The sequence below is a fragment of the Klebsiella sp. CB_Kp196 genome (genome assembly GCF_040061575.1).
Lineage (GTDB): Bacteria > Pseudomonadota > Gammaproteobacteria > Enterobacterales > Enterobacteriaceae > Klebsiella > Klebsiella michiganensis.
Window position 1 is genome coordinate 34,885 of sequence record NZ_JBEAFH010000059.1, and the last position, 14,463, is coordinate 49,347.

The 14,463-nt window shown below is 56.1% G+C and carries 13 protein-coding genes and 1 pseudogene; 3 read left to right on the forward strand and 11 right to left on the reverse strand.

Annotation, left to right across the window (positions count from 1 at the left end):
* Positions 1-67 precede the first annotated feature (67 nt).
* Complete coding sequence (gene guaB / locus ABLU87_RS21715) at positions 68-1,534, reverse strand: IMP dehydrogenase (RefSeq protein ID WP_014230355.1); 1,467 nt, start codon at positions 1,532-1,534, stop codon at positions 68-70.
* 158 nt (positions 1,535-1,692) lie between these two features.
* Between guaB and xseA the strand changes: the two are divergent.
* The 3 genes and pseudogenes from xseA to ABLU87_RS21730 form a co-directional block, all read left to right on the forward strand.
* Positions 1,693-3,076 (forward strand): annotated as a pseudogene (gene xseA, locus ABLU87_RS21720) (exodeoxyribonuclease VII large subunit); the annotation flags it as partial.
* A gap of 71 nt (positions 3,077-3,147) precedes the next feature.
* Positions 3,148-4,176 (forward strand): M4 family metallopeptidase, encoded by a 1,029-nt coding sequence (locus ABLU87_RS21725; protein WP_122116700.1) that lies wholly within the window; start codon positions 3,148-3,150, stop codon positions 4,174-4,176.
* Entirely contained in the window at positions 4,173-4,517 is a 345-nt protein-coding gene (locus ABLU87_RS21730) for a protealysin inhibitor emfourin (protein ID WP_009654386.1), read from the forward strand. The genes ABLU87_RS21725 and ABLU87_RS21730 overlap by 4 nt, the downstream gene beginning before the upstream one ends.
* Here the strand turns inward: ABLU87_RS21730 and ABLU87_RS21735 are convergent.
* From ABLU87_RS21735 to ABLU87_RS21780, 10 genes are all read right to left on the reverse strand, one after another.
* Positions 4,514-4,729 (reverse strand): zinc ribbon domain-containing protein, encoded by a 216-nt coding sequence (locus tag ABLU87_RS21735; RefSeq protein WP_004853184.1) that lies wholly within the window; start codon positions 4,727-4,729, stop codon positions 4,514-4,516. The two genes, ABLU87_RS21730 and ABLU87_RS21735, sit on opposite strands and share 4 nt — an antisense overlap.
* Before the next feature lie 119 nt (positions 4,730-4,848).
* Positions 4,849-5,241, reverse strand: coding sequence for a cell envelope integrity TolA C-terminal domain-containing protein (locus tag ABLU87_RS21740; protein WP_048260601.1), 393 nt, complete (start codon positions 5,239-5,241; stop codon positions 4,849-4,851).
* A gap of 58 nt (positions 5,242-5,299) precedes the next feature.
* Positions 5,300-5,677 carry a TonB family protein gene (locus tag ABLU87_RS21745; protein ID WP_122116701.1) on the reverse strand — a complete coding sequence of 126 codons (378 nt, stop codon included), beginning with the start codon at positions 5,675-5,677 and terminating at the stop codon, positions 5,300-5,302.
* 158 nt (positions 5,678-5,835) lie between these two features.
* A complete protein-coding gene (der, locus tag ABLU87_RS21750) occupies positions 5,836-7,314 on the reverse strand; it encodes a ribosome biogenesis GTPase Der (RefSeq protein ID WP_014230361.1) in 1,479 nt (492 codons plus the stop codon).
* A gap of 115 nt (positions 7,315-7,429) precedes the next feature.
* A complete protein-coding gene (bamB, locus tag ABLU87_RS21755; protein ID WP_004104478.1) occupies positions 7,430-8,608 on the reverse strand; it encodes an outer membrane protein assembly factor BamB in 1,179 nt (392 codons plus the stop codon).
* Positions 8,609-8,618: 10 nt separating this feature from the next.
* Positions 8,619-9,239, reverse strand: a complete 621-nt coding sequence (locus ABLU87_RS21760) for a YfgM family protein (RefSeq protein WP_025106605.1) — start codon at positions 9,237-9,239, stop codon at positions 8,619-8,621.
* A gap of 34 nt (positions 9,240-9,273) precedes the next feature.
* Positions 9,274-10,548, reverse strand: a complete 1,275-nt coding sequence (hisS, locus tag ABLU87_RS21765; protein ID WP_025106604.1) for a histidine--tRNA ligase — start codon at positions 10,546-10,548, stop codon at positions 9,274-9,276.
* A gap of 91 nt (positions 10,549-10,639) precedes the next feature.
* Complete coding sequence (gene ispG, locus ABLU87_RS21770; protein WP_128334637.1) at positions 10,640-11,761, reverse strand: flavodoxin-dependent (E)-4-hydroxy-3-methylbut-2-enyl-diphosphate synthase; 1,122 nt, start codon at positions 11,759-11,761, stop codon at positions 10,640-10,642.
* 26 nt (positions 11,762-11,787) lie between these two features.
* On the reverse strand, positions 11,788-12,759 hold the full coding sequence (gene rodZ / locus ABLU87_RS21775; RefSeq protein ID WP_049069719.1) for a cytoskeleton protein RodZ: 972 nt from the start codon (positions 12,757-12,759) through the stop codon (positions 11,788-11,790).
* Between the two features lie 277 nt (positions 12,760-13,036).
* Positions 13,037-14,203, reverse strand: a complete 1,167-nt coding sequence (locus tag ABLU87_RS21780; RefSeq protein WP_004123586.1) for a bifunctional tRNA (adenosine(37)-C2)-methyltransferase TrmG/ribosomal RNA large subunit methyltransferase RlmN — start codon at positions 14,201-14,203, stop codon at positions 13,037-13,039.
* Positions 14,204-14,463: the final 260 nt, after the last annotated feature.

Sequence of the window (14,463 nt, forward strand, 5' to 3'; positions counted from 1 at the left end):
GACGATAATTCCGAGGCAAGTGATACAGGTTAAATAAATCGCCCGGCGCGTGGCCGGGCGATGAAAATCAGGAGCCCATGCGGTAGTTCGGGGATTCCTTGGTGATAGTCACGTCGTGAACGTGGCTCTCCTGGATACCCGCGCCGCTGATGCGCACGAATTCCGCTTTGGTCCGCAGGGTGTCGATGGTACCACAACCGGTCAGGCCCATACAGGAGCGCAGGCCGCCCATCTGCTGGTGAATGATCTCTTTCAGGCGGCCTTTATAGGCGACGCGACCTTCGATACCTTCCGGTACCAGTTTGTCGGCGGCGTTATCGGTCTGGAAGTAGCGATCGGAGGAACCTTTAGACATCGCGCCAAGGGAACCCATACCGCGGTATGATTTGTACGAACGGCCCTGATAGAGTTCGATTTCGCCCGGGGACTCTTCGGTACCGGCCAGCATTGAGCCAACCATGACGGCGGCTGCGCCTGCGGCAATCGCTTTCGCAATATCGCCGGAGAAACGAATACCGCCGTCGGCGATAACCGGGATACCGGTGCCTTCCAGCGCTTCAACCGCGTCAGAAACGGCGGTGATCTGCGGAACGCCCACGCCGGTCACGATACGAGTCGTACAGATGGAGCCAGGGCCGATACCCACTTTCACCGCGCTGCAGCCGGCTTCCGCCAGCGCACGTGCGCCCGCGCCGGTCGCCACGTTGCCGCCGATGATTTGCAGGTCAGGATATTTCGCACGGGTATCGCGGATACGCTGCAATACGCCTTCAGAGTGGCCGTGAGAGGAGTCGATCAGCAGAATATCTACGCCCGCGGCAACCAGCGCATCCACGCGCTCTTCGTTACCGGCGCCCGCACCCACCGCCGCACCGACGCGCAGGCGACCCTGCTCATCTTTACAGGCGTTTGGTTTACGCTCCGCTTTCTGGAAATCTTTAACGGTGATCATGCCGAGAAGATGGAAGCTATCATCCACAACCAGCGCTTTCTCAACGCGTTTTTCATGCATTTTGGCAAAAACCACTTCGCGGCTTTCGCCTTCGCGAACGGTCACCAGACGCTCTTTCGGCGTCATATAAACGCTCACCGGCTGATTCAGGTCGGTGACGAAACGCACGTCGCGACCGGTGATGATGCCGACCAGCTCGTTGTCTTCGGTCACCACCGGATAGCCAGCAAAACCGTTGCGTTCAGTCAGCTCTTTCACTTCGCGCAGAGTGGTGGTCGGCAGGACGGTCTGCGGGTCGGTAACCACGCCGGACTCATGCTTCTTCACGCGCTTAACTTCTTCCGCCTGGCGCTCGATGGACATGTTTTTATGAATAAAGCCGATGCCGCCTTCCTGTGCCAGGGCAATTGCCAGACGCGCTTCCGTCACGGTATCCATTGCAGCAGAGAGCATTGGAATATTCAGACGAATGGTTTTCGTCAGCTGAGTGCTGAGATCGGCGGTATTTGGCAGAACGGTTGAATGAGCGGGAACGAGGAGGACGTCGTCAAACGTCAGGGCTTCTTTAGCGATACGTAGCATGGGCAATATCTCGACCAGGGTGGATAAATATTGCCGTGGCATTATACAGAGCGTAACCGATTGCATCTACCCTTTTTTGCAAATAATACTTGCGATCCCCTCCCAGCAGGTTACTATCGACTGAATAACCTGCTGATTTAGAATTTGATCTTGCTCACATGTTGCCATCTCAATCCCCCTCAATTTACACGGTTAGCCGCCTCAATCAGTCGGTTCGACTGCTGCTCGAACGTGAAATGGGTCAGGTATGGATCAGCGGCGAGATCTCCAATTTCAGCCAACCCGCTTCCGGCCACTGGTACTTCACCCTAAAAGACGATAACGCCCAGGTGCGCTGCGCGATGTTCCGCAACAGCAACCGCCGCGTGACGTTCCGTCCGCAGCACGGGCAGCAGGTGCTGGTCCGCGCCAATATCACGCTGTACGAGCCGCGCGGCGATTATCAGATCATCGTGGAAAGCATGCAGCCTGCGGGCGAAGGTCTGCTTCAGCAGAAGTATGAGCAGCTCAAGACCGCGCTGGCGGCGGAAGGCTTGTTCGATCAGCAGCATAAAAAAACGCTCCCCTCCCCCGCGCACTGCGTCGGCGTCATCACCTCTAAAACCGGTGCTGCGCTGCACGATATTTTACACGTGCTCAAGCGCCGCGATCCTTCCCTGCCGGTGATTATTTACCCGACCGCCGTCCAGGGGGAAGATGCGCCGGGGCAGATCGTTCGCGCGATTGAGCTGGCCAACGCGCGCCAGGAGTGCGACGTGCTGATTGTCGGGCGCGGCGGCGGTTCGCTGGAAGATTTATGGAGCTTTAACGATGAGCGAGTGGCGCGGGCGATTTTTGCCAGCCCTATTGCCATCGTCAGCGCCGTAGGCCATGAGACTGACGTCACTATCGCCGATTTTGTCGCCGACCTGCGCGCCCCGACGCCTTCCGCGGCGGCGGAAATGGTCAGCCGCAACCAGCAGGAGCTGCTGCGCCAGCTCCAGTCCAGGCAGCAGCGCCTTGAAATGGCAATGGACTACTTCCTTGCCAACCGCCATCGTCGCTTTACCCAGGTTTTTCACCGCCTGCAGCAGCAGCATCCTCAGCTGCGGCTGGCCCGTCAGCAAACGGAGCTTGAAAGATTGCGTCAGCGCATGCGTTTCGCTCTTGAGACGCAAATAAAGCGCGCCGACCAGCGCCAGCAGCGCGCCGCGCAGCGCCTGAATCAACAAAACCCACAGCCGCGAATTCACCGCGCCCAGAGCCGTATTCAACAGCTGGAATACCGGCTGGCGGAAAACATCCGCGCGCGTCTTGGCGAGCAACGTGAACGCTTCGGTAATATGGTCACGCACCTGGAAGCCGTCAGCCCGCTGGCGACGCTGGCCCGCGGCTATAGCGTCACTTCCGCCAGCGACGGCAAGGTGCTGAAACAAACGAAACAGGTGCGCGAGGGAGACGTTCTCACTACCCGTTTGAACGATGGCTGGGTAGAGAGCGAAGTGAAGAACATCACGCCGGTGAAGAAAACCCGTTCCCGCAAAAAAGCCGGATAAGCCTGCCATTTCGACCGAGGATAACTATACTGCTGTCATGCCCTTTTTAAACGGTTCTATCCGGCTAAGGAGCGTGATATGCCAGATACTTATCCTCGTTATGTGATTCCGCCCTACATTTTACGCCGCATTGTCGATCGCGGTTCCCTTCAGCAGCAGCGCTGCGCGCAGAATACCCTCAGCCACGTTCAGACCCTGATGGCGCACGTTCCGGGGCGTCCTGCCGCGCCCCACGTCACCACGCCGGGCCTGCTTGAACGCGATATTTATGATGCCGGGCAGACCCAGGATCTACCGGGTGCTCAGGTCCGTTTTGAGGGACAGCCCTCCAACGGCGACGTTGCCGTTGATGAAGCCTATGACTATCTCGGCATCACCCATGATTTTTTCTGGAAGAGCTACCAGCGCGATTCGCTGGATAACCGCGGATTGAAGCTCACCGGCAGCGTCCACTATGGTCACGAATATCAAAACGCATTCTGGAACGGCCAACAAATGGTGTTTGGCGACGGGGATGGCGAGATTTTTAATCGTTTTACTATCGCCATTGACGTGGTGGCGCACGAACTAAGCCACGGCGTGACGGAGAGCGAAGCCGGTCTCATCTATTTCGAACAATCCGGCGCGCTGAACGAATCGCTTTCCGATGTTTTCGGTTCGCTGGTCAAACAGTATCAGCGCCAGCAGACGGCAGACAAAGCGGACTGGATCATTGGCGAGGGGCTACTCGCGAAAGGCATCCACGGCAAAGGTCTGCGCTCAATGTCGCAGCCGGGTACCGCATACGATGACCCTGTCCTTGGCAAAGATCCGCAGCCCGCCCATATGAAAGATTTTGTTCATACCCAGCAGGATAACGGCGGCGTGCATATCAACTCCGGCATTCCTAATCACGCCTTTTATCTCGCCGCCAGCGCCCTCGGCGGTTTTGCATGGGAGAAAGCGGGATACGCCTGGTACGACGCGGTGTGCGATCAATCTCTGGCGAAAGACGCCGATTTCTCAGCCTTTGCCAGACTGACGATTCGCCACGGCGAGAAACGCTCTGGCAAAGAGACCGCAGAGGCGATTACTCAGGCCTGGGAGCGGGTCGGAGTGGTGCTATGAATCTTGCCGATCTTAGCGATGACGCGGTGATTGAGCTGGCGCGCGAGGGTGGCGTTGCCTGGATCCCGGCGCTCAGCGGGATGCGTAAGATCGTCGTGGCGAAGCTCAACGAGCAACAGAAGCAGCGGATCGCGACGATTCTCCAACAGTCGCTACCGCTGGGCAAGCCGCCGGGCCAGCCCGACTCGCCTGGCCGGGGCGACCAGCGTTTTTTTCGCATCCAGATCGTCAGCGAGCAGCACTACCACAGCCTGATTATTCTCATCCCGGAGGATCGTGCGCCAGATTCACTGGTTGAACTCTGGCGCGACGGCGAAGGCTGCGTCAGCGATAAAGATTAAATCGGCACAAACTCGACGCGTTTTTTCGAAATCAGCCCGTGGCCATTCTGGCAAAAATAATCCACCGCGCCGCAGGCTTTTAACACCTCCAGCGGCTTGTGGCAGTCCGGGCAGCGGGCTTCGACAACATACTCTTTCGCACAACGCTCGCAGCGGGCGCTATTGCCCTGAACAGCAAGCTGCGCATGGCACACGGGGCAATCAAATTCCATGGTGACTCCTGAGGACGGGTATATCGCTTTATTTTATCACGGTTGCACAATCTGTGGCTGCTGCCAGTCATTATCCTCCAGCAGGTTATTCGCCCCCAGGCGGTCCGCCACCTTTAATTTTATTCACCCTGCATACTGAATCGGGACTGAGCAAAAGCATCATAGACCTGCTTATCGGTAAACGGCGGAAAAGTGGCCCGTTTAGCGGCATCAACCAGCGCGGCGCAATAGGCTTTATGACCTTCACTCGTTGTCACGCTATTCAGTTTCCCCTCATCGCTAAATCTCAGATGTATTCTGCATTTTTTCCCCGTCCAGCCGTAGCGATTGGATAACCGGGAATCAATAGACTCTTTTATCGCTCTCGCCTGTTTGCCATATTTATCGTCATCGCTGAAGCGTCCGGAGCTACAGCTCCCAAGCGCTGATGTTTTATGACAGTCAGAAGGATGAAACGGCGTACAGCTGCTGGCTAAAATAACCAAACCGACCATCACTATTGTTTTTTTCATATCCCTGCCCCCATCGTTTGACACGATTCTCCCTACGCTCATTTATCTGCGTTCTACTTTAGCGAAAAGGGACGCCGCTACTTTGAATACTGCCGGGCTGGTTTGGCGCTGGCACCTCTACGCAAGGCGGCCCCGGCTTGAAATGAATGGTAATGATGTTATTGCTGGAAGGCTTCCCTTTGACGTATCGCCATTTTTCCATTGCGGCCCTGACTTCATTATCAAACATTCCGGAAGGATCGGAGCTTAATAACCGAACGTGAGTCACACGCCCATTCTCATCAACGTCAAATTGCGCTTTAACCTGACCCGGTATCCCTTTTTTTTCGGCTTTCGCGGGATAAGCAGGCTTAACGCGCGGTTCAATCGGTTGTGATTCAGCGGCACAGGCTATGGGAATAAGAAACAGTATCAGGAGGGTTAAAAGGCGTTTCATTCTGACCTCATTGTCACAAAAATATTTATCCTCCCTGGTTTTTCTCACATTTATAACCCGGCCTCAAGCGAGTTTATTATTATTCTGCGCATGTACAATGGCGATAATAAAAAAGCCCGGCGGATGCGGGCTTTAGGTTTTTGGTGCTGGCGGATAGCTTATTTGCTTTTCTTGATGTGCTTAATCAAGCGCTTACGCTTACGCATCTGGTTCGGCGTCAGGGTATTGCGTTTGTTGGCAAACGGGTTTTCCCCTTCCTTGAACTGAATACGAATCGGCGTACCCATCACTTCCAGCGATTTACGGAAGTAGTTCATCAGGTAGCGTTTATAAGAATCCGGCAGATCTTTAACCTGGTTACCGTGAATAACCACGATCGGCGGGTTATAACCACCGGCGTGGGCATATTTCAGCTTCACGCGACGGCCGCGCACCAGCGGCGGCTGATGGTCTTCAGCAGCCATGGTCATGATGCGGGTCAGCATAGCGGTACCCACGCGACGGGTTGCGCTGTCGTACGCCTCGCGCACGGATTCAAACAGATTGCCTACGCCGCTGCCGTGCAGCGCGGAGATAAAGTGCACGCGGGCAAAGTCGATAAAGCCCAGACGGAAGTCCAGGGTCTCTTTCACCTGCTCTTTTACCTCCTGGCTCAGGCCGTCCCATTTATTGACGACAATCACCAGCGAACGACCGCTGTTGAGGATAAAGCCCAGCAGGGAGAGATCCTGATCGGAAATCCCTTCGCGCGCATCAATCACCAGCAGCACCACGTTGGCGTCTTCAATCGCCTGCAGCGTTTTGATCACCGAGAATTTTTCGACGACATCGGTAATTTTTCCGCGCTTGCGCACGCCTGCGGTATCGATAAGGACGTATTCACGCTCATCGCGCTGCATCGGGATGTAGATGCTGTCGCGAGTGGTTCCCGGCATATCGTAAACCACCACACGATCTTCACCCAGGATACGGTTGGTGAGCGTTGATTTACCCACGTTCGGGCGGCCCACAATCGCCAGCTTAATCGGCAGATCCTGCGGGTTAAAATCATCTTCCGGCTCTTCAAGCGCTTCGCCATTCTGCTCGGCTTCGAACTGCGCCCAGTATGCCGCGTCTTCGTCCACTTCTTCCGGCGGGTTCACTTCGTCAACCCACGGCAGCAGCACGTGCTCGAGCAGGCTGGTGACGCCGCGGCCATGGGAAGCGGCGATAGGATAAATCTCGCCTAACCCCAGCGACCAAAAATCGGCAATCGCCTGATCGGCATCGATACCGTCAGTTTTGTTTGCCACCAGGAAAGTCGGTTTCTCACGGGAGCGCAGATGTTTCGCAATTGCCGAATCCGCCGGCATCAGGCCCGCACGCGCATCGACCATAAACAGCACCACGTCCGCTTCTTCAATCGCCAGCAGCGACTGTTCCGCCATTCGCGTTTCTACGCCATCTTCGGTACCGTCGATCCCGCCGGTATCGATACAGATAAATTCGCGGCCTTCCACTTCAGCACGACCGTACTTACGGTCACGAGTCAGCCCCGGGAAATCCGCGACCAACGCATCGCGAGTGCGCGTTAAGCGGTTAAAGAGCGTGGATTTTCCAACGTTAGGGCGCCCGACAAGCGCGACCACAGGTATCATGTTAAATGCCTCATACAAAAATCGATACAACGCCCGTTTTCACGGCGTTTTTAAAAAAGCCAAAACGGCCCCTGTCTGCCAGGGGCCGTTTCTCAAAAATAGACTACCGCTGTTGTTAACGCGTAATCGCGTACAGCGTGCCGTCTTTCGCCTGAATCAGCAGTTTGCCGTCAGCAACAACCGGATCGGTCAGGAAGCCTGAGCTGTCCACCTTCTGCTGAGCCACAAAGTGACCATCTTCAGGGTTGACCCAGTGCATATAGCCTTCGCTATCGCCAACAACCAGATTGCCATTATACAGCACAGGCGCAGTCAGCAGACGGTGCAGCAGATCGCTTTGCGTCCACAGCGTCACGCCGCCGTCGGTGGTGAGCGCCAGCAGACGGTCATTCTGGTCAACCAGGTAAATACGGTTGCCGTCGACAATGAAATCGTTCACTGAACCCAGCTCGCGTTTCCACATAATCTGGCCGCTGCGCAGATCCAGCGCCGTCAGGTTACCGTTGTAGGCCAGCGCGTAAATCACGCCGTTCACGATAACCGGCGTCGTGTCAACGTCGTTAAGCCGGTCGATTTCGGTCGGACCGGTCGCGGTAGAGATACGCTGCTGCCAAATCATCTGGCCCTGCTGCATCAGCACCGCGCTGACGCGACCGTTGTCGCCGCCCACAATAGCTGCGCCGTAGGCGGTAGCCGGAGCGGATTCGCCGCGCAGGGAGAGCGCTGGCATATCAAGGTTAACGGTCCATTTCACCGCGCCATCGGCTTCGTTCAGCGCCTGAAGCTGACCGTTAGTGGTATGAATCAGCACCATACCGTCGCTGACGACCGGACGAGAAATCGCTTCACCCGCCACGCTCGCTTCCCACGCGACGGTACCGTCGCTGGTGTTCAGCGCATAAACTTTCGCTTTTTCGCTACCGATATAAACGTGGCCGCCGGAGACGGTCACGCCGCCGGAGAGCAGCGCAGGCGCGCGGGAGAACCAGCCGTCTTTCTCAGCCAGATTAACCGACCATACCTCTTTGCCGTCGCCTGAATTAAGGGCTTTAACGGTACCTTTACGATCGGCGGCATACACGACGCCATCAGCAAAAGCCGGGTGCAGGTTAGAGTAGAATTCGCCAATACCGCCGCCAACGGAGGTGCTCCAGGAGGTGGACGGCGTAAACTGGTTTTCCACCGTCGGCAGTGGCGACATTTTCACCACATCTTCTTCGCTGTTAAACAGCGAACAGCCGCTCAATAAGGTAACGGAAAGCAGCCCTGGCAGAAGTAATTTACGCAATTGCATCGAGTCCCTCTCAGATGGACAAATTATTTATTTTCATACGCATCATTTCGCTGAGCGCCGGTGAGGCATCGCTTTTCGCGCCCGCTTCCCATGCTGCTTTCGCCCCTTGCTTATCGCCTTTGCTCAGCAGGATCTCGCCGCGCAGGTCAGCGACAATCGCGGTCCAGCCTTCGCCTTTCACGGCATCCAGGGTTTTCAGCGCGGCATCAGGCTGCTTAAGCTGCAGCTGGACGCGAGCAAGACGCATATTGATAACCGATTTCAGGTTATCATCAGAAGCGGCCGTAAGCCCCTGCTGAAGCTGCTTTTCAGCGTTCTGCAGGTCGTTTTTCTCAACAAACTGCTGCGCCAGCTCAAGAGAAGCAAACGCACCATAGGTGTTTTTGCTGTCGGCGGCAAATTTCTGCGCAGCGTTCAGCGCTTCTGGTTTATCCGATTTGAGGGCGGAAATCGCATTTTCATAAGCCAGAGACGAGCCTCTGGCGGTATCCAACTGATGGGAGGTCCAGTAGCGCCAGCCAACCAGCGCGCCAACGCCCAAAATCACCCCAACGGCCAGCGCCTTGCCATTTTCAGCAAAGAAACGCTTCAGCGCGTCGACCTGATCGTTTTCGTTATTGTAAAGTTCCACGCAGTCCTTCTCCTGACTAATGATTCCCGGGAGATTAACCCAGAAGTGTGCGCAAATGCGCGGCAACGCTATCCTGCGTTACGGTAGTTTGCTCTCCTGAGCGTAAATCTTTCACTACCACGTTTCCGTCAGCGATTTCTGACTCGCCCAGCACCAGCGCAACGCGAGCGCCCCATTTATCAGCGCGCGCAAACTGCTTCTTAAAGTTGCCGCCGCCGTGGTTGGTCATCAGCTTAACGCCGGGTAACGCATCGCGTACCTGTTCAGCCAGACGCATTGCTGCGGACTGGGTGTCAGTTCCGGAGGCTACCAGGTATATATCGACAACAGGATCGGCTTTAAATTCCGGATTCACTGCCTGAACCAGTAAAACAAGACGTTCCAGCCCCATCGCAAAGCCGACGCCAGGGGTTGCGCGACCGCCAAGCTGCTCAACCAGACCATCGTAACGGCCGCCGGCGCAGACGGTGCCCTGGGAACCGAGGCTGGTGGTGACCCACTCAAACACGGTGCGGTTGTAATAGTCGAGACCGCGCACCAGACGCTGATTCACGGTATAGCGGATACCGGCATCATCCAGCAGCGCGCAAAGTCCCGCAAAATGCGCTTTGGACTCTTCATCAAGATAGTCGCCCAGCGTCGGGGCGTCGTTCAGCAGCGCCTGGACGTCCGGGTTTTTAGAATCCAGCACGCGCAGCGGGTTAGTGTACATGCGGCGTTTGCAGTCTTCGTCCAGCTTATCTTTATACTGCTCAAGATAGGCCACCAGCGCGTCGCGATAGTTAGCGCGAGCCTCCAGCGAACCGATAGAGTTCAGCTCCAGCGCAACGTGGCTGGAGATGCCCAGCTCGCGCCACCAGCGGGCGGTCAGCATAATCAGCTCGGCATCAATATCCGGCCCCTGCAGACCGAACGCTTCCGCGCCAATCTGGTGGAACTGGCGATAACGCCCTTTTTGCGGACGTTCGTGGCGGAACATCGGCCCGATATACCACAGGCGCTGTTCTTGATTGTACAGGAGACCATGTTCGATGCCGGCGCGTACGCAGCCAGCGGTACCTTCCGGACGCAGAGTCAGGCTATCGCCGTTACGGTCCTCAAAGGTGTACATCTCTTTTTCAACCACGTCGGTCACTTCGCCGATAGCGCGTTTGAATAACGGGGTCTGCTCTACAATCGGCAAACGGATTTCGCTGTAACCGTAGCTACCAAGCACCTGCTTCAGTGAGCCTTCAATGCGCTGCCAGAGAGCGGTTTCGCCCGGCAGATAATCGTTCATGCCACGGATGGCTTGAATGTTCTTTGCCACGTTTATTCTCTTTATATATACAAAAATGAACCCCGGCGCCTCGCGCCCGCAGGTTCAATCATACACGGGAAGCGTATCGCTTCCCAACACGTTATTTCGCTTCAACCTGCTGAATATCGATGCGACGCGCCTCATCAAGCATCGATGCTTTAGCGCGAATACGCGCTTCCAGCTGATCGATCATATCGTCGTTATCCAGTCTGTCTTTACGTACGCCGTCTTCGTACAGGCCGCTTTTCTTGTTGCCGCCGGTCACGCCGAGGGTGGAAACCAGCGCCTCGCCGGGACCGTTTACCACGCAGCCAATGATCGAAATATCCATCGGCGTAATGATATCTTCCAGCCGCTGCTCCAGCGCGTTAACGGTACCGATAACGTCAAACTCCTGACGTGAACATGTCGGGCAGGCAATGAAGTTGATCCCGCGAGAGCGAATGCGCAGCGACTTGAGAATATCGAAGCCCACTTTGATCTCTTCAACCGGATCCGCCGCCAGGGAGACGCGCAGCGTATCGCCGATCCCTTCAGACAGCAGCAGGCCGAGGCCGATCGCGGACTTCACCGCGCCGCTGCGCGCCCCGCCCGCTTCGGTGATCCCGAGGTGCAGAGGCTGATCGATCTGTTTCGCCAGCAGGCGGTAGGATTCAACCGCCAGGAACACATCGGAAGCTTTCACGCTGACTTTAAACTGATCGAAGTTGAGACGATCGAGGTGATCGACATGGCGCATTGCCGATTCCAGCAGCGCCTGCGGGGTGGGTTCACCGTATTTTTCCTGGAGATCTTTTTCCAGAGAGCCGGCGTTCACCCCGATGCGGATAGGGATGTTTTTATCGCGAGCGCAGTCCACCACCATGCGGATACGCTCTTCGTTACCGATATTGCCCGGGTTAATGCGCAGGCAATCAACGCCGTATTCCGCTACCTTCAGGGCAATGCGGTAATCGAAGTGGATATCGGCAACCAGCGGTATGCTAACCTGCTGTTTGATAAGCTTGAACGCTTCCGCCGCGTCCATCGTCGGCACCGAAACGCGCACGATATCCGCGCCAACGCGCTCAAGGGCTTTAATTTGATTTACCGTCGCCGCCACATCGGTGGTGCGCGTGTTTGTCATCGACTGTACGGCGATGGGAGCGCCATCGCCAATCGGCACATTCCCAACGTAAATTCGCTTTGATTTTCTACGTTGAATCGGAGCCTGGTTATGCATGAAAAATCTCCCGCGTTACCCGTCTGTTACTGCGCCGGTGATTGTTCGGCATTGAGGGTCAGACGTGCAACCTGGTTAGTTCTGATAAAACGACTCAAATCGACTGGTTTACCCAGATACTGTATCTGTACCGCCGCCGGGGCACCGATTTTCAGCTTATAAGGCGCCTGACCGCTCAGATTGAGGTTACCGCCTTTACGCTGTAAACCGCTGAACAGCTTTTTACCGGTCGCATCGCTCACTTCCAGCCAGCAGTCGGCGGTAAAATTCAGCACCAGATCCTGGGCGGAGGCCGCCGCAGCGGTCACGTTTGCCTGGTCGGTCGGTAACGGCGAAGTTGCCGGCGCTGCCGCCGTATCGACGTTGGCCTGAGAAGGCGCGACAACGGCGTTATTCTCGGCCGGAGCCGGGGCCGGAGTCGACGCCGCTGGCGCCGGAGACGTTTCTACAGGCGCGCTGTTGGCGGCGGTATCCGATGCAGAATTCGCAGATTGATTATCCAGAGGGATGCTTTGGCTGTTGCTATCGCCCGCATTCAGTTCGGCGGAGGATTGATCGGCCATCGTGGAGATCTCGTCCTGCTGCGCTTTGTGGTCCTGCCACCACCAGGCGCCGCTGAGGCCAATCACCACGAACAGCACCAGCCAGGTAAAGCTCATTAGCCAGCCGTCGCGCTTTTTACGGCGTTTACCCAGCGAGAAGCTCTGCATGGGGGCAACTTTCGCCGCCCGGATCGGAGCCTGCTTGGCCATCATCGGCAGCAGCTCTTCTTCAGGAATGTGCACAAGGCGGGCATAAGAGCGGATATAGCCGCGCAGGAAGGTTGAAGCAAGATCGGCGGGTGCCTTATCGTCTTCAATATCACGAACCGTGGAAACCTTCAGGCATAAGCGTTCAGCCACCGCCTGCTGGCTGAGCCCGAGTTGTTCGCGGGCATTACGCAGACGCGCGCCCGTGGTGTTTGCTTCTTGATGGTCTTGAGTGGCTTCAGTATTCATTCGCTACAACTACTGGTACGTGAAATTTAAAATTCAGCGCCGGTGACCCCGCGCCGCGAGACATCTGCTCAACGTCAGACAAACAGTATAAGTCCGTATGACCTGGTATCACAGAGACTTATCAATATTGAATGCTAAGCGGTTGTTGTACCGCTACATACTGCCTCAAAGTCGACAAAAACGCACCGTAATTATTAACCACAACAGCGTATTTCGCCCGGCGATTCCACATAAATATGCAGCGCACCGCCAGGGCTGTGCGCTGCATCATTGATTATCAGACCGCCTTCACGTCGATGGCTTCGCCCTGCATACGTTTACGCAGCGTACGCTTGGTACGGTCGATAACGTCGCCGGCCAGCTGACCGCAGGCGGCATCAATATCGTCGCCGCGGGTTTTACGCACGATCGTGGTGAAACCATACTCCATTAACACCTTGGAGAAACGGTCGATACGGCTGTTGGAGCTACGGCCATACGGCGCGCCCGGGAAGGGGTTCCATGGGATCAGGTTGATCTTGCACGGCGTATCTTTCAGCAGCGCGGCCAGCTCGTGCGCATGCTCGGTGCCGTCGTTGACGTGATCCAGCATGACGTATTCGATAGTGACGCGTCCCTGGTTGGCGTTGGACTTCGAAATATAGCCACGCACCGAGTTCAGGAAGGTCTCAATATTGTATTTCTTGTTGATCGGCACGATTTCATCACGAATGGTATCGTTCGGCGCGTGCAGAGAGATGGCCAGCGCGACGTCAATCATATCGCCAAGCTTATCGAGCGCCGGCACCACGCCGGAAGTGGAGAGCGTGACGCGACGTTTAGAGAGACCAAAGCCGAAGTCGTCGAGCATGATCTCCATGGCCGGCACCACGTTAGTCAGGTTCAGCAGCGGCTCGCCCATCCCCATCATCACCACGTTGGTAATCGGACGTACGCCGGTGGTCTTCACCGCGCCGACGATTTTCGCCGCGCGCCAGACCTGGCCGATAATTTCCGAAACCCGCAGGTTGCGGTTAAAGCCCTGCTGGGCCGTAGAGCAGAATTTACACTCCAGCGCGCAGCCCACCTGGGAAGAAACGCACAGGGTGGCGCGATCGTCTTCCGGGATATACACGGTTTCGACGCGCTGATCGCCAACGGCAATCGCCCACTTAATGGTACCGTCGCTGGAGCGCTGCTCTTCAACGACTTCCGGGGCGCGAATCTCCGCGACTTCCTTTAATTTGCCGCGCAGAACTTTGTTGATATCGGTCATCTCATCAAAGTTATCGCAGCAGTAGTGATACATCCATTTCATCACCTGATCGGCGCGGAAAGGCTTTTCGCCCATGTTTTTGAAAAACTCGCGCAGCTGCTGACGATTCAAATCCAGCAGGTTGATTTTGGCATCTTTGTTCGGCACCGTCAGAGCGGCGCTATCAGGTGTGACTATTTGTTCAGACATAATTGATTCCGGCCTCGTTATTACACGTTATGGCCCCTGGAGGGTTGAAAAAAGAAACGCCCCGGGAGCGACTGCTCATCCGGGGCGCTGTATTCTACAAATTCTGGTCCATCAATACCACGTTTGCACGCAGCAATGATGAAAAAATCTGTAACTGCCTGGCAGATCCTCTAAGGATTTTCGATTGTCGCAAGGCGGTAAGCAAGCGAAGCCCCGGGAGCACAGATAAGCAACCGGGGTGAACGCGCGCAGCCAACACC

What these genes read in the sequence shown, in the direction of transcription:
- ABLU87_RS21745 (WP_122116701.1), bottom strand. Translation starts at nt 5,677, where the DNA reads ATGAAACGCCTTTTAACCCTCCTGATACTGTTTCTTATTCCCATAGCC.
- ABLU87_RS21735 (WP_004853184.1), bottom strand. Translation starts at nt 4,729, where the DNA reads ATGGAATTTGATTGCCCCGTGTGCCATGCGCAGCTTGCTGTTCAGGGC.
- rodZ (WP_049069719.1), bottom strand. Translation starts at nt 12,759, where the DNA reads ATGAATACTGAAGCCACTCAAGACCATCAAGAAGCAAACACCACGGGC.
- ABLU87_RS21730 (WP_009654386.1), top strand. Translation starts at nt 4,173, where the DNA reads ATGAATCTTGCCGATCTTAGCGATGACGCGGTGATTGAGCTGGCGCGC.
- bamB (WP_004104478.1), bottom strand. Translation starts at nt 8,608, where the DNA reads ATGCAATTGCGTAAATTACTTCTGCCAGGGCTGCTTTCCGTTACCTTA.
- guaB (WP_014230355.1), bottom strand. Translation starts at nt 1,534, where the DNA reads ATGCTACGTATCGCTAAAGAAGCCCTGACGTTTGACGACGTCCTCCTC.
- ABLU87_RS21780 (WP_004123586.1), bottom strand. Translation starts at nt 14,203, where the DNA reads ATGTCTGAACAAATAGTCACACCTGATAGCGCCGCTCTGACGGTGCCG.
- ABLU87_RS21740 (WP_048260601.1), bottom strand. Translation starts at nt 5,241, where the DNA reads ATGAAAAAAACAATAGTGATGGTCGGTTTGGTTATTTTAGCCAGCAGC.
- ABLU87_RS21725 (WP_122116700.1), top strand. Translation starts at nt 3,148, where the DNA reads ATGCCAGATACTTATCCTCGTTATGTGATTCCGCCCTACATTTTACGC.
- der (WP_014230361.1), bottom strand. Translation starts at nt 7,314, where the DNA reads ATGATACCTGTGGTCGCGCTTGTCGGGCGCCCTAACGTTGGAAAATCC.
- ispG (WP_128334637.1), bottom strand. Translation starts at nt 11,761, where the DNA reads ATGCATAACCAGGCTCCGATTCAACGTAGAAAATCAAAGCGAATTTAC.